Below are 20,695 nucleotides of genomic sequence, written 5' to 3'. Positions count from 1 at the left end.
CCGTTCGTTCCGCTACGATCGCCGAAGCTAGGCGCGCTTCGCGACCGGGGGCGTGAGCTCGGATGCGACGTTGCGGTTTTCCGGACGTGACAAGCCCAAATGTTCCCGCAGCGTGCGTCCTGTGTAATCGTGGCGGAAGACGCCGCGGCGCTGCAGCTCCGGCACCACCTTCTCGACGAAATCGGAGAGCGTGCTCGGCAGGGCGACGAACGAGATCATGAAACCGTCGCACGCGCCGGCCTCCATCCAGTGCTCCATGTGATCGGCGATCTGCTTGATGGTGCCGCAGAAGGTTGCCTTGTTGCGGTTGTAGCGTTTCGCAACCTCACGCAAGGTCAGGCCCTCGCGAATCATGCCGGCGATCTCGTCGAAATAGGCCTGGTGATGATTGGACGACCTCGGAATTCGATGTTCCGGCACCGGCTCATCCAGCGGCAAGTCCGACAGATCCGTCTCGAGGTCCATTCCCAGCCGCATCACGCCGACGTCGGGATGAATGAGGTCCTGCCAGCTCTCGAGCTTGTCGCGAGCTTCCTGCTCGGTTTCCCCGATCACGACCGAAATGCCCGAGGCGATCTTCATATCGCTCGGCCGGCGGCCGAACTTCCCCATGCGCTCCTTCAGGTCGCTATAGAACGCTTTGGCGCCGTCGAGATTGCCGCTCGAGCCGAACACCACTTCGGCATATTCGGCCGCGAAGTCTCGCCCCGTATCCGACGCGCCGGCCTGGATGATGACCGGCCGTCCCTGCGGCGGCCGTTCAATGTTGAGAGCGCCGTGCAAGGTGAAATATTTGCCCTTGTGGTCGAGCAGATGCTGCTTCTCAGGCAGGAAGCTCAGGCAGCTCGTCTTGTCGTAGACGAAGGCGCCGTCTTCCCACGTGTCCCATAGCGCTTCGACGATATCGACGAATTCCTTCGCCTTGGCATAACGATCGGCGTGCGGCGGCAGGCGGTCGAGGCCGAAATTGCGGGCCGCGTAGTCGTTGGCTGAAGTCACCACGTTCCAGGCGGCCCGGCCATGCGAGATGTGGTCCAGTGAGGCGAATTGACGGGCGAGGTTGTAGGGTTCGAAGAAGCTCGTGGAGGCGGTCGCGCCGAGGCCGATGCGGCTGGTCGCGCCGGCGATCGCCGACAGCAGCGTGATCGGTTCCAGCACGTTCATGAAAAGGGGAGAGCGGCTCCAGACCTTGAGGTTCTCGGTGCGCGCGGCCGGCGTGTCGGCGATGAAGAAGAAGTCAAACTTGCCGCGTTCCGCCAACTGGGCCATCTCACGGTAGTAGTCGATATCGGTGGATGCGTGTGGCCGCGCTTCGTCCATCAGCCAGGATGCCGCATGCGATCCATTGGCGTGGATCAGCGCGCCGATTACCATTTGCTTCTTCCCGCTCATGACCATCCCTCGGTGTTTTTGAATCTGTCCAATTCGTTGCTGGCTCAGCGTTTCCCACCCATCAGCAGCCACTCCTGGAAGCGATCGGAAATGGCCGCGTAGTTCTTGCCCCAGTAGGCGTAGTCGCGCACGGTGAGGCCGGCGATATTGTCCGGAAATGTCGGCAGTATCTTCGCGCGTTCCGGTGCGATGAACTTGTACGCCTTCAAATTGCTTGGGCCATTCGCGACGAGGCCGGAATAGGCCGCCTGCCATTCGGGCTGCATGCAGAAACGCACGAAGTCGCGCGCCTGCTTCAGCTTTGGCGTTCCGAGCGGAATCGACCAGCCGTCGATCGAGTATAGGCCCTTCCAGACGATGTCGACCGGCGCGCCGGAGTCAATGGCGGCAAAGGCACGCGCCGACCAGGTATCGGCCATGTCGACTTCGCCGCTCTGCAGGATCTGGGTGTTCTGTGCGCCGGCAGTCCACCACACGGCAACATCCGATCGGATCTTGTCAAGCATCGTGAACGCCCGGTCGACGTCGAGCGGATAGAGGTCCTTGGGCGCGACGCCATCGGCAAGCAGGGCGGATTCGAGCACGCCTTTGGGGTTGCGATACAGGCCCCTGCGTCCCGGAAACTTGGCCGTGTTCCAGAAGTCGGCCCAGCCCTTCGGGGCTTCCTTCTTATAGACATCCGTGCGGTAGGCCATGACGATGCCATAGGCGGAGAAGCCGAACCAGTTCGGCATCAGCGCGCCGGGGATCAAGTCATCATCCGGCCCCTTGGAGATTTCGAGCGATTCGAGATAATTCTTTTGTTGCGTGAGGCGGGCCACGTCGTCAGGCGTCACCATGCAGACGTCCCAGATATTGCTGCCGGTATCGACGACCAGCTTGAACTGGGTCACCGGATCGGATTCATGGGCGACGTTTTCGACGCGAATGCCGGTTGCCTTCTCGAAGGGATCGTAGAACGCGGTGCGCAACGCCTGCCCCGGCGCGCCACCGACGTCGGCGACGGTGATCTGTTCGGCCGCGCGAGCGCGCTCGCTCCAGACGGCTGGGAGCGCTACGCCTGTCGCGGCCGCGCCGGCCGCTTGCAAAAGCCTACGTCGCGTGATCGTCGTCGTCACAGACATTGTCTTTCTCCGTGAGGCACCGGTCGGTACGGCAAATGGATGGAAGGGGGCGGCGGGCGCGGACCATCTTCACACCACCGCGGCGGTCGTGCGGCCTTCGAGCAGGCGGGCCTGGTTCTGGTCCCAGCACATGAAAACGCGCTCGCCGATCGCGACCGGCGGCAGGCCGGTGGCACGGCGAACGGTCATCAAGGTGCCCCCGGAAAGCCTGACCAGAAGCCTCGTTTCCGCGCCGGCGTAGATGCTTTCCTCGACCCGGCCAGACAGGGTGCCATCGTCGCTGTTGCAAAGCAGCAGCTTTTCAGGGCGGACAAGCAGCGCGACTTGCTGGCCCGCCCGCGCGGCGCAGTTGGCGGGCAGCGGCAGGGCACCCTCGGCGCTCTCGATGCGGCCGTCGGCAGTGATGGTTCCAAAGATCAGGTTGGACGCGCCGATGAAATCGGCAACGAACGTGTTGGCCGGCCGCTCATAGATGTCTTCGGGGGTCCCGAGCTGCTCGATATAGCCATCGTTCATGAGGCAGATGCGATCGGACAGCGCCAGCGCCTCTTCCTGGTCGTGGGTGACGAAGATGATGGTCGCGCCGGTCTCCCGGTGCAGCCGTTTGATCTCGATCCGCATGCTGTCCCTGAGCTTCTTGTCGAGCGCGGACAGCGATTCATCCATCAGAATTAAAGACGGCCGGTAGACGAAGCACCGGGCAAGCGCCACGCGCTGCTGCTGTCCGCCTGACAGCTCGAGGGGAAAGCGCTCGGCGAAATTCGACAGGCCGACCATTGCGAGCGCCGCCTCGACCCTGGCGCGGATCTCACCCTTCGACGTTCGTCGCATCTGCAGCGGAAACGCGACATTCTCGCGGACGGTGAGATGGGGGAACAGCGCATAATTCTGGAACACCACGCCGATGTCGCGCTTATCGGCGGGATTGTCGGTCTCATCATTGCCGTCGATCATGAGCCGGCCGCCGGAAGGCTCGACAAGTCCGCAGATGATCTGCAGCAGCGTTGTCTTTCCTGAGCCCGAAGGGCCGAGAATGGCCAACAACTCGCCGGCGAAGACTTTCAATTCTAGCGGCTTGAGCACCATGGAGGTGCCGTAACTCTTCGAGATGCCGCGGACGTGCAGTTTCATCTCCGAGGGTTGCTGCCGCGGCTCGGTTACCGATCCTTGGTCCAGGGCAACATCGTCCGCGCACGGGCCGGGTTCGCTGGACCGCCACATCTTACGAAACGCTTCGCTGCCGCGGTTTCGAAGTAGTGGTGAGGCGCGGATCGCGTCCATTATAGGTCCTGTCGGGTCTCGGCCCGGGAAGTAAGCCTCCCTGAGCTGCGAGGTGTAAATTACAAAATGCGGGCCCTTTGCTTAGGCGAGAGCTAATCGGCCCGAGTGCGCAAATAGTGAGCAAGCAGTGGCTATGCATCGATCTTTGCGCCCGATGCAACGGCAACCTCCCGCTATAGATTCCCAATAATCACCGGCCACGATTTTCCTATTGTCCCCTCGCCACCGGAATTCATAATCTCGGCTACGTCATTTGGACAATCGAGAAGCCGGGGACAACTGATGAACCATTCTACAGTGGCACCGGATGAACGCCAGCTTCGCATTGATCTCGCCGCGGCGTTCCGTGCGGTTGCCAAGCTCGGCATGCATGAGGCCGTCGCGAACCACTTCAGCGCCGCCGTTTCGGCGGATGGCCGCAAGTTTCTGATGAACCCCAAATGGCGCCACTTCTCCCGGATCAAGGCCAGCGACCTGATTCTGTTCGACCTCGATGATGCGACAAGCGTCAAGAACAGGCCCGACGTCGATCCGACGGCGTGGGCCATCCATGGCCAAGTGCACAAGCGCTTGCCCCGGGCCCGGGTGGTGATGCATCTGCATCCGCCCTTCGCGACGACGATAGCCTCGCTGGCCGATCCAAGCGTCAAGCCGATCGATCAGAATACGGCGCGCTATTTCAACCGGCTTGCCATCGATAAGAGCTATGCTGGCATGGCCGACAGCGAGCAGGAGGGGGCGCGCCTGGCCCGCCTGCTGGACAACAAGTCGCGTCTGATGATGGGAAATCACGGCGTGCTCGTCACAGCCAGTACGGTCGGCGAAGCCTTCGACGACATCTATACGCTCGAGCGGGCCTGTCAGGTGCTGGTGCAAGCCTATGCGACCGGCCAGCCGTTGAAGGTGCTCCCCGACGAGGTCGCGGAAAACACCGCGCAGGATTGGGAGCAGATTACCGACTTCTCGATCGCGCATTTCGAGGAGATGAAACGCGTCCTCGACGCCGACGATCCGTCCTACGCGCACTGATGGCGCTTGGGCATGCGACGTCCATATCCTTCGGCCGCCGCGAGGCAAAGCGCCGGAAAGTGACGTCCCGAGCCAAAATGACTACAATAACCGAGGCGGAAAGGCCGCCGCGGTCAAGCCTATCTTCCCGAACGATCTGGAAAGCCAATGACTCACACGCGCATCCGCAAGTTCAACACCAAGAATACCTATCCCGAGCAGAAACTCGACAATGATCTGTGCCAGGCCGTGGTGGCGAGAGGAAGCATCGTCTTCGTTCGTGGGCAGGTCGGGCAGGATCTCGACACCGCGGCAAGCATCGCCATCGGCGATCCCGCCGCGCAAGCCGACCGGGCGATGGCCAACATCAAGACGCTCCTGGAAGAGGCCGGTGCGCGCCTCGAGGACATCTGCAAGATCACCATCTACATCATTGATCCACGCTATCGCGAGCCGGTCTATCGCAAGGTTGGGGAGTACCTGAGGGGCGTCTTTCCGGTCTCGACCGGGCTCGTCGTGTCGGCGCTGGCGCGGCCGGAATGGCTGGTCGAGATCGACGCTACCGCCGTCATCCCCGACAACCGATGAGGCCGGCATGACCTTCTCCCTAACTGCCCGGTGCCCGGAGACCGGGATGTTCGGCATGGTGATCTCGTCCTCCTCCCCGGCGGTCGCGGCACGCTGCGTTCATCTGCGCGCCAAGGCCGGTGCGGTCGCGAGCCAGAACGTCACCGATCCTGCGCTAGGCCAGATCGGCCTCGACCTGCTCGCGCGGGGCCTGGGTGCGCACGAAGTGTGCGCCGCACTCGTCGCATCGACCCCGTTCATGGCGTACCGTCAGCTTGCGCTAGTCGACGCATTCGGGCGCGTGGCGTCATATTCCGGCAGCAACACGCTCGGTATCCACGCCGTCCATAGCGGCGAGGGCGTGATTGCGGCGGGCAACCTGCTGTCCAGCGACCAGGTGCCGGCAGCGATGGTCCGAAGCTACCAGGACAACGCCGGCAAACCGTTCGCGACGCGACTGGTTGCTGCCTTGCGGGCGGGGCTCGACCAGGGCGGGGAGGCCGGCCCGGTCCATTCCGCCGGTCTTTGCGTCGTGCGAGAGGTGTCCTGGGCGATCGTCGATTTGAGAGTCGACTGGAGCGACAGGCCTATCGCAGCGCTCGAGGAAGTCTGGGCTGCCTACGAGCCCCAAGTCGAGGACTATGTCAGGCGCGCGAGGAATCCCTCAGCGGCGCCCGGCTTTGGCGTGCCCGGCGACAGCCGGGTCTGAGCGGCAAGGGCTCGATTCTGTTGCCGTCAATCCTGCTATATTCCGGGCCGACGCTTTGCGATCGGCATCTTCCAGGAGACACGGTGTGGTCGCTATCAGCCATCCTTGCAGCGAGGGTCGATAACGCCACATGCGATACACGCTACGCCAGATCGAATATTTCATTGCGACAGCCGAGACCGGAAGTATCACTCTGGCGTCCGAGCGAGTTAACATATCGCAACCTTCGATCTCGACGGCGATCGCGCATCTGGAGGAGGAGCTCGGAACCCAGCTTTTCGTCCGCCGCCATGCGCAAGGACTTTCGCTCACTTCGGCTGGGCGGCTCCTGCTGGTCGAGGCGAAGCGGCTGGTCGAGCAGGCCGAGTACATCTATTCGGTCGCCAGCGAGGTCGGAGAGCGGGTCCGCGGGCAACTGTCGCTGGGGTGTTTCATCACGCTTGCGCCAATGGTGATGCCGGAGCTTTCGCATTCGTTCACGTCGTCCTATCCGGAGACACGCATCATACAGACGGTCGCCGACCATGAGCAGCTTCTGGAGCGCCTGCTGAATGCCGAGCTCGACGTTGCGATCACATATGACCTGCTGATTCCCGACGAGTTCGAATTTCTGCCGTTGGCGAGCCTGCCGCCGCACGTCGTCGTCAGCGAGGGGGGGTCCTTGGCGCGTCATTCCGCCGTCAGCCTTAAGGAACTGGCGCGCGAGCCGCTGATCCTTCTGGACCTGCCGATCAGCCGCGAATATTTCCTCAGCATGTTCCTCAAGGAGGGGATCGAGCCCAACATCGCGGCGCGATCGACGCATCAGGACGTGATCCGGACGATGGTAGCCAATGGCTACGGCTACACGCTCGCGAACGTTCGCCCGCGTTGCGAGCTCGCGCTGGACGGACGACGCGTCTCGCGGATTCGCTTGTCCGGCGATCACAGGCCGATGGTGATCGGCGTGCTGACATTGGCGCAGCGCCGCAAGTCGCTCCTGCTCGACGCCTTCGCACAACATTGCCGCCTGCTCGTGTCCGATGCGAGTATACCCGGCATGGTGGCGCCGGCCATGGAGCGTCGCACCTTCGTGGGGCAGGCCGACGGCAACGAGGCTCGACCCGCCGATGGCTCATCGGGTTAGCGCCGGAAGCGGTCGATGCGCCGGCTGATGGACACCTTTTTGTACGATAGACTTGCCTGTCCTACGATCAATGGGCGAAAGGTCTCGTCCAGTTTGAAGTGAAGCCGCAGCTTGTTTGCTGTTGAAGCAAGTCGATGCTTGGGAACCGGCGAGAGTTTCCGGTGCGGCGATCGGGCCCGCGAGAAAACAGCGGCTAATAACCCACTGATTTCACTGGTGCGCTCGGCAGGATTCGAACCTGCAATCAGACCGTTATGAGCGACAGAATATCGATCAGCTTTGTTGTTTTTAATACGGTTTTGTTTGATTTCGATTGCGTTCGTTGTGCTTTGTCGAGGTTGTTTCTGGTGCGAAACTGGTGCGGTTAGCGAACCTCGGGGCGGAGCCGTTTCACGCGGCTAGCACCGACCGTTCGGAGGACTGCATGTCGGGGGTGTGAGTCGGTCCCATGATGGATTGGACCGGGACATCTCAAAAAGCAAAAGTACAATCAGTACTTAAGAGCGGTCGTCGCTCGCCGTGCAGTACCAAACGCAGTACCGCTCCATTGATGAGTGCCATGTAGCGAACAAAATTCGGCTTCCTGCTGCGCTCGGCGGCTGCAGAGCGCGCGATTTCATCTCCGGCCCTCATACGCTTGTCGCAACTTCATCCTCAAGATTGACAGAGACGTTGCGGGCTCAGCCGGCGTGGGTTGGTAGCGGAATCCCGCTACGCCATCCCACTAACTTCTATGCCAAACTACGATTTTTCGCGATTTTGCGCGCCTGATGGCAGCGTCTAACAGCGCGTTAGATTTCGTGGAATGAGCGGTTATGGAATGCTTGCGGCCCCCCCCCGCTCGGCCACATCGCCACGCGCGGCATCAATGGTCGTTCAGATGGCGAGAAAGTCTGCTCGTTAGGCAACATCGTAATCTACCAGGGACGAGAGGCAAGTGATCCAGAGATCGCTTTACTGCCGAGCGGCCGTCGGCGGTTCGACGGACCGCGTGAAGCCGCTTCTTTCAATTTCAAGACAAGAACCGGAGTTCTGCTCGGGGGGACGATGCCTAGTGATTGCAGCGATCGCCAGTCGATCTGTAGTTCCTGCAAAACAAAGGTGTCTTTCAATGAGCAAACAAGATGATAACAAGGCCGTCGTTGGTCGTTGGTTCACGGAATTCTGGGGCAAGACCGTCAATCTTGGTGTCATCGACGAGATCGCGGCCCCCGAAATGCTGCTGAAATATTCGCTGCATGAGCCCCGGCGCGGCCGCGCCGACATCAAGGCGTTCATGACCGACTTCCGCGCCGCGTTTCCCGATCTGAACTTCTGGGGCACCGCGGATCTGATCGCCGAGGGCGACTATGTCGTCGGTCAATGGGAAGGCGGCGGTACTCACACAGGCCCGGCATTCAACGATTTCCTGATCGGCAGCCTTCCGGCTGCGACTGGCCGCAAGATGCACTTCACGGGCACGACGGTGCTCAAGGTCGTCAACGGCAAGATCGTCGAGGAGATCGGTCTCGATGACGGCGTCACCGCGCTGACCCAGCTCGGGTTGCTCAAGGCGGCGGCCTGATCGGAACGCATCCTCACCATCGGTACATCCGATGTCTTTGAGCGAGGCTCGCACGTTGTGCGAGCCTCGTCTGCTTTTGGACCGGCCGCAACGAGCATCTCGGCGAGCGATGTTGGATTGCATCGCAGGAAGCGGAGCGTGCCGCTGCCATCGTCACGGTAGCGTCTGCCGCGCTGAAGTCCCGATAAGAACAGGACCACTCACATGATCCGCATTGGTTACGCGCCGGGCGCATACGATCTCTTTCACATCGGCCATCTCAATTTGCTCCGTCGCGCCAGGGAGCACTGCGAATATCTGATCGCTGGCGTCGTGGCAGACGAAGTGCTGATCCGGCACAAGGGGGTGGCGCCGGTGATTCCCCTCGCCGAACGGGTCGAGATCGTCCGCAACGTTCGTTTCGTCGACGCCGCGGTCCCGGCGCTGACGAACGACAAGGTCGGCATCTGGAAGGATCTTCGCTTCAATGTTCTGTTCAAGGGAAACGACTGGCAGGGTACCGAAAAGGGCAACAAGCTCGAGCGCGACTTCGCGGCGCTCGGCGTCGAGGTCGTCTACTTTCCCTACACGCTTTCCACGTCGAGCAGTGCGCTTCGTCGCACCCTGCAGAACATCGACGCTCTGGCCGGCCATTCGTCCAGTGGCCCCGATCTTGAGCGCGCGGCCTGAGCGGCTCGCCAACCCCAGCAAAGGAGGACACTCGCCATGTCAGCATTGGGAGTGGACGCGCCTGTCCGAAGCCGCCGTTCATGGGCTTTTCTGAGCAAGATCCGCGCGATTAGCGCCACCAAGCGCGCCGATGTCGTTCGTATCCGCCAGCGAGGAGGGGAACGCGTGTCGGGGGGGCCGCCACACGCATCGCCTCGCCGAGACGCGCCGCTTGGAACGACTCGGCGACGCGTCGTTCTCGGCCCGCGACCTGAATCGTCGCCGGCGCCTTCGATTTGAAGGCAAGGACCGGAGTGCGCCCTCGGAAATCGGGTGGCAACGTCTCTGGTATCGTGGAGACTGGAAACCGATGACCGCAGCGCTCGTTCAATTCCGGAAACAGATGCCCCTACCGGTCGCGGATGATCCTCGATGGGCCCGCGTCCTCGCGCGCGACAAGACGGCCGATGGTCACTTCTGGTATTCGGTTTCGACGACGGGGGTCTATTGTCGTCCGTCGTGCCCCTCGCGGACGGCAAACCCGACAAACGTACAGCTTCACGACAGCCTGGCAAGCGCCAAGGCGACGGGCTTTCGCCCCTGCAGGCGTTGCAATCCGGACGGGCCCTCTGTCGAAGCCGAGAATGCCACCTCGGTCGCCAAGGCGTGCCGCATCATCGAGACGAGCGAGGAGGAGCCTTCTCTGGAGGATCTGGCTGAGGCAGTTGGCATGAGCTCTGGCTACTTTCATCGCATGTTCAAGGCCGCAACTGGACTCACGCCGAAGAGCTATGCCGCCGCGCACCGTGCCAAGAAGGTCCGCGAAGGTCTGGTTTCCGGCAATTCCGTCACCGAGGCGATGTACGACGCCGGCTTCAATTCGAGCGGGCGGTTCTATGAGAAATCGACCGACATGCTCGGCATGACGCCATCGCAGTATCGCGCCGGAGGGGCGAACGAGGAGATCAGGTTCGCGGTCGGTCAAACTTCTCTCGGCGCCATTCTGGTCGCATCGAGCAAGAAGGGCGTCGCCGCTATCCTTCTCGGGGACGACGCGGAGGAGCTCGTCCACGACCTTCAGGATCGCTTCCCCAAGGCGCGTCTGATCGGCGCCGACCGTGACTATGAGGCGATGGTCGCGCGGGTGGTCGGCTTCGTGGAAGCGCCGGAGATCGGTCTCGATCTGCCGCTCGACATTCGCGGCACTGCGTTCCAGCAGCGGGTCTGGCAGGCGCTTCAGGAAATTCCCGTCGGCGCGACGGTCTCCTATGCCGATCTCGCGCGGCGGATCGGGGCTCCCAAAGCGGTGCGCGCGGTCGCCGGCGCTTGTGCGGCGAACAAGCTCGCGGTCGCCATTCCGTGCCACCGCGTGATCCGCAACGACGGGTCGGCATCCGGATATGCCTGGGGAGTGGAACGCAAGCGCGCCCTGTTGGACAGGGAAGCCTCGCAAGCCAGCTGAACCGCGCCGCAAACGACCCCGAGCCCCGATGACGAGTTCGCCATGCGCGTCCCGAGAGGTTTCACGCGCCGGACCGCGCTACGCGTTCCTCGCGGCAACCTCGCTAACCCTGCTGAAGCCTCTGCTTCGAAGGGCGTTGCGGCCCATCGCCGGCCGTCTGTACGAAGCGGGCGTCACCGCCAATCAAGTAACGTCGACGTCCCTCATCGGCTCCGTCCTGGTTGGCGCGCTCCTTTGCCGCTTTGCGGACTATTCCTCGTTGTTCGCGATGCTTCCGGCCTGGCTCGTGGCGCGTACCGCATTCGCGGCCGTCGATGGAACGCTCGCCATCGAATTCGGGCAAAAGAGCCGCCTCGGCGGCGTCTTGAACGAGGTAGGCGATGTCGTTTCGGATATCGCTCTCTTCTCGCCGCTTGCGTTTGTTCCTCCGTTTTCGGGCGCCTCGATTGCGTTGGTCGTCTGCTTTGCGGCCATGTCCGAGTTCGTCGGTGTGGCCGGGACGATGCTGAGCGGCACCCGCCGGCTCGAAGGCCCGCTTGGAAAAGTAGATCGATCGATCGTGCTCGCGCTTGTCGCGATAGCGATCGCCGCGTGTGGCCGGCTTCCCGAAGGCGCGTGGCTCGTCGTGCCGGCGCTCTGCCTTGGGCCGGTCATCACCATTTGGAATCGCTTGCGCTTCGCGCTGGTCGAGCGGGGGACGCAAACCGGGTAATTCCATGGATTTTGACGACATTAATCGGAGTGTCGGGTCGCTCTCTCGCGGCTACTAGGATATGGATCGCGGTGATCCGGGCGGGCGTCGGTACCGAAGTCGCTGTTGATCGCCCCCGCGAATCGACGGGCGCAAGGAACCTGCTCCGATCATGACGGCATGGCGCGCATTGAAGGCGAAGAAAAGACACGGGAAACGTGTTCGCGCCCAGGCGAGGCCCGCCGCGCTCGTAGATGGCGTCGAGGCAGATTCCGACAAGGCTCGCGTCATGGCTCATTTCCGGGGGCTAGTCGCCGACGGACTGGCCGAGTGGCAGACGCTCGATGACGGAACCATCCGGCTCTGTCTCAGCTCCGGCGAAACCTACCTTCTCAGGAAGACGACCGTCACGCGCTTCGCGTGACTTTACCGGACCTTTAGGCCGTCAAACGCGGCCGGATGCCATCGCGTCCGGCCGCGTTTGATTCGCGCGGAAGGTCTTCGGAGATTTTCTCGGTTTGAAAGCAAACATCGGAGTTTGGGTAAGAGCGCGTGCGCGTAGCTTCGATCATGAGGACAACGAAGGAGTGACACCATGAACCTCATGACATCCGAAGCCGCCTTGCGGCTGCTACCCGCGGCCGAGCCCGCCAACACGGCGACCGACGTCCTCCTCTTCGGGGTCGGTGACAGCGCGTTGGGCAAGGTTCTGCTCGCCCGCAGCGCCAAGGGCGTCTGCGCGATCCTGCTCGGCGACGACGCCGGCGAGCTGGAAGCGGACCTCGCGGGTCGTTTTCCCGAAGCCACTCTCGTCGCGAACGAGGTCATGGTCCGCGACGACCTGGCGAAGGTGGTCCGCTACGCGGAAAAGCCCTCCGAGGGACTCGACCTCGCGCTCGACATGCGCGGGACGCCGCTTCAGCGCCGGATCTGGCGGCAGATCTGTGCGATCCCCGTGGGCAATACGATGAGCTACATGCACCTGGCTCGGTTGATCAACAACGTCTATCCGAAGGTCGCCGCTCGCGTGGTGGCGAACGCTTGCGCCGCCAATATGATCGCGCTCGCCGTTCCTTGCCACCGCGTCATCCGCACGGATGGCGAGCTCGCAGGCTACCGTTGGGGCATCGAGCGCAAGCGCGACTTGATCGAGAAGGAGGCGCTGGCATGAGGCCGAACACTTCCATCGTCACGACGGCTTTCGCGGGCGTGCCCGCGGAAGCCCGGGTCGCGGCCTACGACTGGCAGGTGCTCGCGCAGGATCTCGACGGCTTCGGCTGTGCCGTCCTGCCGAAGCTCCTGTCGCCCGTCGAGTGTCGCGCCATCTCGAGCCTTTATTCCGAGGAGGAGCATTTTCGCAGCCACGTCCACATGGCGCGGCATGGCTTCGGCAAAGGCGAGTACCGCTACTTCAAGTATCCGCTGCCCGACCTACTCGGCGGCTTGCGCACGGCGCTCTATCCGGGCCTCGTGGACGTCGCCAACGAGTGGAACGATCGCATGGCAATCGACGAGCGGTATCCCGTCGAGCACGCTTCGTTTCTGAAGCAATGCCATGAGGCCGGCCAGGCGCGGCCGACGCCGCTGTTGCTGCAGTACGTGCCCGGCGACTTCAACTGTCTGCATCAGGACCTCTATGGCGATCTTTTCTTTCCAGTTCAGGTCGCGATCCTTCTCTCGGAGCCCGGCGCTGATTTCACCGGCGGAGAGTTTGTCCTGACAGAACAACGGCCGCGGATGCAAAGTCGCGCCGAGGTCGTCCCGCTTCGACAGGGTGATGCGGTGGCCTTCGCGGTTCATAACCGACCGGTGCGAGGGACGAAGGGCAATTACCGCGTGAACCTCCGGCACGGCGTCAGCCGCTTGCGCTCCGGCATGCGTCATACCGTCGGCATCATCTTTCACGACGCGAAATAGCAAAGCTTGGGCGGCGCGCCGTCGCCCCGCTCCAGATTCAACGACCTGTCAACCCGACCGCAGGCTCCTCATGACTCATGCGCGGAGAGGCAATTCTCTTTTCGAACGGTGAACGTCATGAAACTCGTCAGAATGGCCGATGGAAAGATTGGGCTCTTAGTGCTGTTGCCCAAGGGAGCCTACGCGATCGATATCGCGAGCAGCTTGGGCGTCTTCTCCCACGACCCGCTGTCAAACGGTCTCCTCAACGGCGTACTGAAGGACGGCCATCACTGGTCGCTCCTGGTAAACCACTGGGCCCACTTGCGCTCGCCCCTCAAGAGGCTGCAAAATATCGCGCTGCGAAGTCCGGATCATCCGAGCCTGGTCTTGCAGCCCCTCACGAGCGGCCCGCCCGCCGCCAGTGTCGGCGATCCGATCATCGCCATCGAAATTACGGACATCGAGACCTTCGAGGAGCAAGATCCGACGGGTCGGCGCGCAATGGAGCGGCAGTTCATGCCGCCTCCGGAGAGCAATTCGCCACGCGGCTCGACGGCGACAGAAACTGCGCAGGTGATCGACTTCTCTTCTATTAGAGGCGATTCCTCTCGGAGGTAGCGAAGCCCGCATCGGCAGTGGTCTCGCTGGATCGATACAAAGACGCGTTGGCGACGACGCTCGGCTCGAGCGGCGCCGCCATTTGCGTTCGCTTCGAAGTTTACTGTCGGTCGGCTTCGCTTCTTTCCGATTTGAAAGCAAGGATCGGATCGGCTCCGCCGATGTCACTTCGTATCTTCGGTACAGACGATGCGAAGGAGCGAAAGATGCGCGAGGTAATCCGTTTCGCCTGGGGGAATAGTTCTCTCGGCGAGTTCATGGTGGCGATGTCGGATAAGGGCCTCGTGGCCTTAGAGCTCGGCTCGGGTCGTGACTTGGTGGAAGAGGCGCTGCGAATCCGTTTCCCGGGCGCTGAAGTCGTCAGCAGACAGCTTGAACTGATCGATATTCTCGACAAGATCACGCGCGTCATCGAAGAGCCGAGGTTCAATCCGGAACTCCCGCTCGATATGCGTGGAACGGCTTACGAGATCGAGGTCTGGTCGATGCTGCGCGTGCTACCCGTCGGCGAGACGATCAGCTACGGCGCGTTCGCGGCCAAACTCGGTACGCGCGACGCCCGAGACGTGACCAAGGCAATCGCTTCCAACCCGATCGCCGTGCTTGTGCCATGCCATCGTGTCATCAAGAAGGACGGATCGATCTCGGGCTATCGCTGGGGCGTCAAGCGCAAGCGCGAACTGCTGGCGCGCGAGCAACGGGCCAAACCTCTCCCGACTTCGGAGGGAGATGGATGAAAAGTCATTCGAGTCTATCTTTGCAGGCCGGCAACCGGCAGTGATCCGACCCTGCCACCGGCATAGCCGGTCTTCCATTGCCGTTATTTCCCGTCAGCGACCCCACGGACGAAGCGGTGGCGGATCGCCCAGCGGATCCGCAAGATCATCGACGTCGGGAAACAGATCGCGTGTCTCCAATAGCTTTGTAAGTTCCGTGGGCAGGAGGAAGCGTTCCATGTCCAACAGGGTTTCTCTCGCCCACTTTATCAGGCGTCGAATTTCCGGTGAGGCTGCCTCTCCGTTCATCTCCCATTGCGCAACCCACCCGCGCAACTCAAGCGCTTTCCGCTCGGTTTCGATGAGCTTTTGCAGCAGAGCTTCCCGCTCGGTATTCCTCGATCGACGGGCAGCCGCGAGCCCGCGCCGGTGAGCGAGTTCCTCGACATCACTTCTGGCAGCACGAATGTCGCTCATGTGAGCTTCCTGATCGTTAGGTGATCAGGCGAAGACTGGGCGTGGGCCAAGGTTTCGACACTCCGTTTCTTGCTTTCGAATTCTAATCGATCTCGAGGTCTGCCCCGGCTGCCAGGGTTGCTGACGAAGTGGTTCACGACCGCGGCTCGCGGTAGCGGAAATCGAGTACAGCGCGCATCACCGGCCAGATCCGGGACTCCTTGATCTCGTTCAGTTTGATGCACAAGCGAGCTATAAGCGATCGCCGCACTGCAAGCGCTTTACCGCGTAATGTCGCGCCGGCTTGGCGACTTCTGGCGACACTCGCGATTGCATCCCTCTTGGCGGGTAAGCGAACGTCAAGCGATGCTACGACGCCGGCGAACGATCGTCAGGGCGGGGCGTTCGGTCTGGGCCGGGCGCGATGGCTCGCCAAAGAGCAGGGCATCCAGTTGCTTCCGGAGAGCTGCGGCCTCTCGGCGCAAAACGGGGGCATGTGGATTGGCGAAATCGAAATAAAGGCCGACCGACGCGCTCTTGAGAAGGGCCTGGACACCCGGCCGCAAGAATTGCCCGCGCGCGGCCGCAAACGTGTAGAGATTGAGGGGAGGAAAGCTCATTTCGCGGTCTCCTACCGCCAAGGAGCTTCCAGTTTGCATGGCGTCAGGGTCGCGGCACTCCGATCCTTGCTCTGATATTCGCGTTTTGCTGAGGGCGTACTCGCGGGGGCGGAGCCTCACGGCTAGTGCGTTTTGGCGCGATGTCCACCGCCTTCGAGATGTGCCTCGCCCAGTTCTTGCGAGAGTTCCTCGGTGAGGCTGAAGGAGACCGTGAATCCGTCCGGTGTCCCGATCGTCGGAATACGAAGATTGTCGGGACCAAGCTCGATCTCAAATTCCCGGAGAGGATATGTGATCCTCATGCTGGGATCGTTGTGCGCACGCTTGACGGCGCTCGATGCGATCGCCGGCAGTGTCATCAGCAGCGCCGACAGCGTCTCGATCGTCAGGATGATGCCGATCTTGCGGTTCGCGACGTCGCAGACGACAAGCTTGACCGCGGTGCCATCGGTCGCAGTCTCGAAGTTGATCAATCTCTCAACCTCGATTTCGTTTGTCATCGTGCGCCCTTTCCTTTCGGGCACCTAGCGCATCGGCGTGGTACCGACACTCCGCTTCTTCGCTCCAAACTCCAGCCGCTCCGAATGACGACTTAGATTTGAAAGCAAGATCCGGAGTGGCGACCGACCTCCGCCGATGCAAGCTACCCGACATGTAAGAGGACTCGGGAGTGCAGGAATGATGTCTCTAGGCAATTTCAATGCGATTGCGGCCTCGCGTGGTGAGGGTCTCCATCCGAAGCTCCGCGAATTGCTCGATCGCTCAGCCGCCTCTCCATATTCCGAAGTAGCCGTGCGCTACGATGGAATGCTCCAGGCCGGACCGAGCCCGCAGTCTGAGAAGGGTAGGGTCTCCTCCAGTCAAACCGAGCCGCGACTGATCTACGAGGCTCGCGTATCCCAAATGGGAAAGGCGTCAGAGCGCGCTTAGAACTCGGCGGCTTTCGCCCGATACTAAGGTTCGTAGCCCTTCGACGTATGTCTTTTAGAGCGTAAGAGCCGAGCTCGCTGCGGCCCTCACGAACTGCCTCATGCGAGGGATTGGATGAGATGTCGTAGGTTTGGTTGGTGAAAGGCGGCGGCGCTCCAGTGACTCGAACCCCCGACCAGAGAGTTCGATAGAAAGGAATTACTCTATCTGCGCACGGGCGCGCCCGACACGATTCGACGTGTGACCTTCGGGCAACGCTCATTCTTCGGGCCCAATATTGGCCGAAGCTTTCGCCAGCCCGCGGTTCTCGTAACGAAAGCGCCCACTTGCGGACCGCAGCCCCCAAGTTTTCTTGCTCTATCGCCGCCAAAACTACGACTGCACTTGTTCTACGCTAGGCGTGGCCAGAGCGGCGCGTTACTTTGCGGCCGAAGCGAACCGGATCTGTAAGGAGGGTCCAAACCAGACGGTACTGCGGGAGCTCATCCGGTACTGGGCGCCGTACCGAGAAGGGGAGCCGTGTTCTAGGGGTGAGAAGCCTTCCTGATAGGCACTTGAACTGAAAGGAAAATGCCTCAACTGTCAGCCTGCGATTTCTGTCGACCCAAAAATCAACTGCGCCAAACGAGACGATAAAGCGAAATAACATCAACATGTTAGCGCATCGATTTTGCATTGCACCCATGATGGATTGGACGGACTCTCCGGAAAAGTGAAGGATCATCAGCACTTAGCGACGGCCAAATGAAGCGTGCAGTACCAAATGCAGTACCGATCTCGTTTGAGGCGTACGCAGGCGATTGATGTCGCAATTTGGTGTGCATTGGGTCACTCGCGCGTCGCGCAGCGTACTACACCAATCTGCGCGATTGTGCTCCTTCGAACGAAGGCGGCGCTGTGTCTCGTTTATCAAGGTGGGAGAGGCTGCGAATATCGGGCCGGTCGTCGTCACCGTTCGCTGGCACAGATAACCCGTGTCGAGGTGGTCACGGGCCCGCTCACGGAAAATCAGAACGCGGGCGTCAGCCGCCACATAGAGATTCAAATCCGCCGGTGGACCACCAGGGTCAGCGTTCACTCGGCGCCAGCCGCGCAACACGGCAGCGGAGCATTCAGACATCCAGCACAAAATTTTACCTTAGGCGACCACATGTAAAAATACGGCAGTTGGCGTATTTCGTATCAAGATCATCTGGCTGATGGTTTAGTGGATCCAAATCCTTGATTGGAGTTGATTGATATCCTAACAACGTTATAGGCCGGGGCGATACATGTGTGGACTCGTGCGAACGATCATTGCTGACGATCACGCCATCATTCGGGAAGGTCTCAAACAGCTTCTGTCGACCGTGGACGAGCTTACGGTCAGTGGAGAAGCGGCGGACGGTGAAGCCGTTCACCGGCTGCTGAACGAAAGTTCCGCCGATCTTCTCATACTCGATCTCGGCATGCCGGGTGTGAGCGGGTTTCAGTTCATAGCGAACCTGAGAACCGAATGGCCGGAGCTACGAGTTCTTGTCCTCACCGCCAATGTTGACCCACGTTCCGTCCGGGCAGCTTTTTCCGCGGGCGCAAATGGCTATTTGACCAAGGGCGGCGATCCATCCGAACTCATCGCTGCAATCGATGCCATCAGAAAAGGCAACGCCTATGTCGCGGAGGAGGTTCGCTTTGCGGTGGACCGGCATGACGGCCCGAACGGGACCCCGGAGCCCACGGCTGCGATAATGTCTCCGGTCACGCTTACGAGGCGTGAGCGGCAAATCCTGGGGATGATCCCTCACGGTGCCAGCAGCCGCGACATCGCCATCCGCCTCGGCATTAGCCCGCTTACCGCCAGGAAGCATCGCGAGAATCTTATGCGGAAGCTTGATCTGCACAGTGGTGCAGAATTGACAGCCTACGCAATTCGTCTTGGCCTTCCAGCGGGCTAGCGCAGCGCAACTCGCGAACGAAGCCGCCGCACCGACCGGCGCGCGGAGAGGTTTCGATGCAAGAAGACAGGATACGCGAGGCGCTCGTCGAGCTCTTGTATCGCAATTCCTATGGGGTGGTGGTCGCCAACATCCTAATCTCCCTCGCGGCAGCGTACGTACTAAGGAGCACCGTATCGACGAACTGGTTGATCGGATGGCTCGGTGCGTTGTATCTGCTCACCGCCCTACGCGTCTTGGCGGCTCGCCGGTTCTTCAGCCGGGATAGAGAGCCTGCGTCCGCGTTGCGATGGGGCTGGCTTGCGGCTGCGTTTTCTTGCGTGTCGGGCCTGCTGTGGGGAATGCTCGGCTGGGTTGGGTTCCTTCCTCAGGAGCCCATTCTTTTCTCATTCACCGTCATCGTCTTGACCGGTCTGATCTGCGGCACGGTTCCGTCGCTCTCGGCCTTTCCGCCTGCTCTGGTCGGCTCGATCGTCGCAACGGTGCTGCCGATCACGGTACGCTCCATTACCAATGGGGGTGATATCTCCGGCGCATATCTCTCCCTGCTCGCGGGGCTTGTGGCCATCAATCTCTATTACTGCCGCACGACGTACCACATGCTGCGAGAGACCATCAGGTTGCGCTTGGAAAATGTCGAGTTGGTCAGTCACCTGCAGGAAGAACGCGACCGCGCGCAAGCCGCCGATCGTGCGAAAACGCGCTTCCTTGCGGCCGCCAGTCATGACCTGCGCCAGCCGATCCATGCTTTGAGTCTGCTGATCGCCACGCTCGCGATGCTGGGTCAGCGCGGCGCTGTCCAATCCAGCGATGCACGCGATCTGGCCGGCAAGGCAAAATCCATTGTCGGCAACCTCAGCGCCCTTCTGAATGGACTGCTCGACATCTCCCGGCTTGATGCCGGCGTCGTTACCGTTGCGAGGGAGACGGTGAATCTGTCCCAACTTTTCTACCATCTCAGCAACGAATTCGCTGCAGCCGCGGACGATCGCGGCCTTGATTGGCGTGTCGTTGAATGCCGTCTGCAGGTGGACAGCGATCCCATGATGCTGAAACGGATCTTGGGCAATCTGCTGTCGAACGCCTTTCGATACACGAGGTCCGGCGGCGTTCTGCTCGGCTGCCGCAGACGCGGCGCTTCGGTGGAAATCCAGATATGGGATACCGGCCCGGGCATCCCCGCAGATCAGCAAACAATAGTCTTCGAGGAATTCGTGCAATTGCAGAACCCGGCGAGGGATCGCGCGCAAGGCCTTGGCCTCGGCCTCGCCATCGTTCGCCGCACCGCCGTACTGCTGCAGCATCCGCTGAAGCTGGTCTCCGTCACCGGGCGCGGCTCGATGTTTTCCGTTACGGTTCCGAAAGCCAGTGCGGTGGAAACTCTTTCGCCCGATAACAGGGCATCACCAGCAGGCATCGCCGTTAGCATCATGGTGGTGGAAGACGAGGGGGATGTTCTCGATATCATGGTGCAGTTGCTCACGCTGCAGGGGCATCGCGTCTATGCCGGCCGATCTGCCGCCGAGGTGCAACAGGTTCATGCAAAGGCGATAATGGCCGGCGATGCACCGGTCGATCTGATCATCGCCGACTACCGGCTCGGAGATGGTGCTACGGGCGTGGACGCAATCGAGGCTCTTTGCGCCCATATCGGCCGCTCGGTCCCTGCCGTTATCGTGACGGGCGATACCTCGCCGTCGCGCATCAAGGAAGCCACCGCCAGCGGCCATCGTATTCTGCACAAGCCGATCACCGGCGAGGAATTACACGAAGCGATCGTTGCAGCCTGTGTTGACGGCAAGGATTCAATCAATGGTGGTTGCTAAAAGAATGTGTAGCTGCCCACAGGTCGGCGATCATCCCGGCCACGGTTGAGATTGTGTCTCGGCGCTGATCTCCCTCGGCTCCACCACCTGCGGCGGCGCGGGGCCTTTCGACATTAGCCTCCTT

At 61.4% G+C, this 20,695-nt stretch carries 21 protein-coding genes; 15 read left to right on the top strand and 6 right to left on the bottom strand.

Annotation, left to right across the window (positions count from 1 at the left end; translation table 11 throughout):
- Window positions 1-27: 27 nt before the first annotated feature.
- From BLV09_RS21330 to BLV09_RS21320, 3 genes are all read right to left on the bottom strand, one after another.
- On the bottom strand, window positions 28-1,392 hold the full coding sequence (locus tag BLV09_RS21330; protein WP_146688781.1) for an LLM class flavin-dependent oxidoreductase: 1,365 nt from the start codon (window positions 1,390-1,392) through the stop codon (window positions 28-30).
- Window positions 1,393-1,436: 44 nt separating this feature from the next.
- Entirely contained in the window at window positions 1,437-2,516 is a 1,080-nt protein-coding gene (locus tag BLV09_RS21325) for an ABC transporter substrate-binding protein (RefSeq protein ID WP_146688780.1), read from the bottom strand.
- A gap of 69 nt (window positions 2,517-2,585) precedes the next feature.
- Window positions 2,586-3,797: an ABC transporter ATP-binding protein gene (locus BLV09_RS21320; RefSeq protein ID WP_146688779.1), complete on the bottom strand. Its 1,212-nt coding sequence runs from the start codon at window positions 3,795-3,797 to the stop codon at window positions 2,586-2,588.
- A 282-nt stretch (window positions 3,798-4,079) separates the two neighbouring features.
- Between BLV09_RS21320 and BLV09_RS21315 the strand changes: the two genes are divergently transcribed.
- The 13 genes from BLV09_RS21315 to BLV09_RS21255 all read left to right on the top strand — a co-directional run bounded on the left by BLV09_RS21315 (window position 4,080) and on the right by BLV09_RS21255 (window position 14,826).
- Window positions 4,080-4,826, top strand: a complete 747-nt coding sequence (locus BLV09_RS21315; protein ID WP_146688778.1) for a class II aldolase and adducin N-terminal domain-containing protein — start codon at window positions 4,080-4,082, stop codon at window positions 4,824-4,826.
- Between the two features lie 147 nt (window positions 4,827-4,973).
- Window positions 4,974-5,393, top strand: coding sequence for a RidA family protein (locus BLV09_RS21310; RefSeq protein ID WP_146688777.1), 420 nt, complete (start codon window positions 4,974-4,976; stop codon window positions 5,391-5,393).
- Between the two features lie 7 nt (window positions 5,394-5,400).
- On the top strand, window positions 5,401-6,081 hold the full coding sequence (locus BLV09_RS21305; protein WP_146688776.1) for a DUF1028 domain-containing protein: 681 nt from the start codon (window positions 5,401-5,403) through the stop codon (window positions 6,079-6,081).
- A gap of 130 nt (window positions 6,082-6,211) precedes the next feature.
- Entirely contained in the window at window positions 6,212-7,207 is a 996-nt protein-coding gene (locus BLV09_RS21300; RefSeq protein WP_146688775.1) for a LysR family transcriptional regulator, read from the top strand.
- A 1,111-nt stretch (window positions 7,208-8,318) separates the two neighbouring features.
- Window positions 8,319-8,771, top strand: coding sequence for an ester cyclase (locus BLV09_RS21295; RefSeq protein ID WP_146688774.1), 453 nt, complete (start codon window positions 8,319-8,321; stop codon window positions 8,769-8,771).
- 204 nt (window positions 8,772-8,975) lie between these two features.
- Entirely contained in the window at window positions 8,976-9,440 is a 465-nt protein-coding gene (locus BLV09_RS21290; protein ID WP_100384341.1) for an adenylyltransferase/cytidyltransferase family protein, read from the top strand.
- A gap of 349 nt (window positions 9,441-9,789) precedes the next feature.
- Window positions 9,790-10,881, top strand: a complete 1,092-nt coding sequence (gene ada / locus BLV09_RS21285; RefSeq protein ID WP_146688773.1) for a bifunctional DNA-binding transcriptional regulator/O6-methylguanine-DNA methyltransferase Ada — start codon at window positions 9,790-9,792, stop codon at window positions 10,879-10,881.
- A gap of 28 nt (window positions 10,882-10,909) precedes the next feature.
- Window positions 10,910-11,593 carry a CDP-alcohol phosphatidyltransferase family protein gene (locus tag BLV09_RS21280; protein WP_197684970.1) on the top strand — a complete coding sequence of 228 codons (684 nt, stop codon included), beginning with the start codon at window positions 10,910-10,912 and terminating at the stop codon, window positions 11,591-11,593.
- A gap of 151 nt (window positions 11,594-11,744) precedes the next feature.
- The gene (locus BLV09_RS21275) at window positions 11,745-11,996 is read left to right on the top strand and encodes a hypothetical protein (RefSeq protein ID WP_146688772.1); all 252 of its coding nucleotides are present in this window, start codon (window positions 11,745-11,747) and stop codon (window positions 11,994-11,996) included.
- 171 nt (window positions 11,997-12,167) lie between these two features.
- Window positions 12,168-12,743, top strand: coding sequence for a methylated-DNA--[protein]-cysteine S-methyltransferase (locus tag BLV09_RS21270; protein ID WP_100384338.1), 576 nt, complete (start codon window positions 12,168-12,170; stop codon window positions 12,741-12,743).
- Window positions 12,740-13,489 (top strand): 2OG-Fe(II) oxygenase, encoded by a 750-nt coding sequence (locus BLV09_RS21265; protein WP_146688771.1) that lies wholly within the window; start codon window positions 12,740-12,742, stop codon window positions 13,487-13,489. The genes BLV09_RS21270 and BLV09_RS21265 overlap by 4 nt, the downstream gene beginning before the upstream one ends.
- A gap of 117 nt (window positions 13,490-13,606) precedes the next feature.
- Window positions 13,607-14,089, top strand: coding sequence for a hypothetical protein (locus tag BLV09_RS21260; protein ID WP_146688770.1), 483 nt, complete (start codon window positions 13,607-13,609; stop codon window positions 14,087-14,089).
- Window positions 14,090-14,295: 206 nt separating this feature from the next.
- Complete coding sequence (locus BLV09_RS21255) at window positions 14,296-14,826, top strand: methylated-DNA--[protein]-cysteine S-methyltransferase (RefSeq protein WP_146688769.1); 531 nt, start codon at window positions 14,296-14,298, stop codon at window positions 14,824-14,826.
- Window positions 14,827-14,919: 93 nt separating this feature from the next.
- Here the strand turns inward: BLV09_RS21255 and BLV09_RS21250 are convergent, their stop codons facing one another.
- From BLV09_RS21250 to BLV09_RS21240, 3 genes are all read right to left on the bottom strand, one after another.
- Window positions 14,920-15,282 (bottom strand): hypothetical protein, encoded by a 363-nt coding sequence (locus tag BLV09_RS21250; RefSeq protein WP_146688768.1) that lies wholly within the window; start codon window positions 15,280-15,282, stop codon window positions 14,920-14,922.
- A 338-nt stretch (window positions 15,283-15,620) separates the two neighbouring features.
- Window positions 15,621-15,881, bottom strand: coding sequence for a hypothetical protein (locus tag BLV09_RS21245; RefSeq protein ID WP_079568510.1), 261 nt, complete (start codon window positions 15,879-15,881; stop codon window positions 15,621-15,623).
- 122 nt (window positions 15,882-16,003) lie between these two features.
- Window positions 16,004-16,381, bottom strand: coding sequence for a hypothetical protein (locus tag BLV09_RS21240; protein ID WP_146688767.1), 378 nt, complete (start codon window positions 16,379-16,381; stop codon window positions 16,004-16,006).
- A 1,713-nt stretch (window positions 16,382-18,094) separates the two neighbouring features.
- Between BLV09_RS21240 and BLV09_RS21235 the strand changes: the two genes are divergently transcribed.
- Together BLV09_RS21235 and BLV09_RS21230 are read left to right on the top strand one after the other, a co-directional pair.
- Complete coding sequence (locus BLV09_RS21235; RefSeq protein WP_244548774.1) at window positions 18,095-18,745, top strand: response regulator; 651 nt, start codon at window positions 18,095-18,097, stop codon at window positions 18,743-18,745.
- Between the two features lie 56 nt (window positions 18,746-18,801).
- The gene (locus BLV09_RS21230; protein ID WP_146688765.1) at window positions 18,802-20,571 is read left to right on the top strand and encodes a hybrid sensor histidine kinase/response regulator; all 1,770 of its coding nucleotides are present in this window, start codon (window positions 18,802-18,804) and stop codon (window positions 20,569-20,571) included.
- The last annotated feature ends 124 nt before the right edge of the window (window positions 20,572-20,695 follow it).

Source organism: Bradyrhizobium canariense, from assembly GCF_900105125.1.
GTDB classification, from domain to species: Bacteria; Pseudomonadota; Alphaproteobacteria; order Rhizobiales; family Xanthobacteraceae; genus Bradyrhizobium; species Bradyrhizobium canariense_A.
This window is presented reverse-complemented; position numbering and strand designations above follow the sequence as displayed.

Coding starts and splice junctions, on each gene's coding strand:
- BLV09_RS21330 (WP_146688781.1), bottom strand. CDS start 1,392: ATGAGCGGGAAGAAGCAAATGGTAATCGGCGCGCTGATCCACGCCAAT.
- BLV09_RS21325 (WP_146688780.1), bottom strand. CDS start 2,516: ATGTCTGTGACGACGACGATCACGCGACGTAGGCTTTTGCAAGCGGCC.
- BLV09_RS21320 (WP_146688779.1), bottom strand. CDS start 3,797: ATGGACGCGATCCGCGCCTCACCACTACTTCGAAACCGCGGCAGCGAA.
- BLV09_RS21315 (WP_146688778.1), top strand. CDS start 4,080: ATGAACCATTCTACAGTGGCACCGGATGAACGCCAGCTTCGCATTGAT.
- BLV09_RS21310 (WP_146688777.1), top strand. CDS start 4,974: ATGACTCACACGCGCATCCGCAAGTTCAACACCAAGAATACCTATCCC.
- BLV09_RS21305 (WP_146688776.1), top strand. CDS start 5,401: ATGACCTTCTCCCTAACTGCCCGGTGCCCGGAGACCGGGATGTTCGGC.
- BLV09_RS21300 (WP_146688775.1), top strand. CDS start 6,212: ATGCGATACACGCTACGCCAGATCGAATATTTCATTGCGACAGCCGAG.
- BLV09_RS21295 (WP_146688774.1), top strand. CDS start 8,319: ATGAGCAAACAAGATGATAACAAGGCCGTCGTTGGTCGTTGGTTCACG.
- BLV09_RS21290 (WP_100384341.1), top strand. CDS start 8,976: ATGATCCGCATTGGTTACGCGCCGGGCGCATACGATCTCTTTCACATC.
- ada (WP_146688773.1), top strand. CDS start 9,790: ATGACCGCAGCGCTCGTTCAATTCCGGAAACAGATGCCCCTACCGGTC.
- BLV09_RS21280 (WP_197684970.1), top strand. CDS start 10,910: ATGACGAGTTCGCCATGCGCGTCCCGAGAGGTTTCACGCGCCGGACCG.
- BLV09_RS21275 (WP_146688772.1), top strand. CDS start 11,745: ATGACGGCATGGCGCGCATTGAAGGCGAAGAAAAGACACGGGAAACGT.
- BLV09_RS21270 (WP_100384338.1), top strand. CDS start 12,168: ATGAACCTCATGACATCCGAAGCCGCCTTGCGGCTGCTACCCGCGGCC.
- BLV09_RS21265 (WP_146688771.1), top strand. CDS start 12,740: ATGAGGCCGAACACTTCCATCGTCACGACGGCTTTCGCGGGCGTGCCC.
- BLV09_RS21260 (WP_146688770.1), top strand. CDS start 13,607: ATGAAACTCGTCAGAATGGCCGATGGAAAGATTGGGCTCTTAGTGCTG.
- BLV09_RS21255 (WP_146688769.1), top strand. CDS start 14,296: ATGCGCGAGGTAATCCGTTTCGCCTGGGGGAATAGTTCTCTCGGCGAG.
- BLV09_RS21250 (WP_146688768.1), bottom strand. CDS start 15,282: ATGAGCGACATTCGTGCTGCCAGAAGTGATGTCGAGGAACTCGCTCAC.
- BLV09_RS21245 (WP_079568510.1), bottom strand. CDS start 15,881: ATGAGCTTTCCTCCCCTCAATCTCTACACGTTTGCGGCCGCGCGCGGG.
- BLV09_RS21240 (WP_146688767.1), bottom strand. CDS start 16,381: ATGACAAACGAAATCGAGGTTGAGAGATTGATCAACTTCGAGACTGCG.
- BLV09_RS21230 (WP_146688765.1), top strand. CDS start 18,802: ATGCAAGAAGACAGGATACGCGAGGCGCTCGTCGAGCTCTTGTATCGC.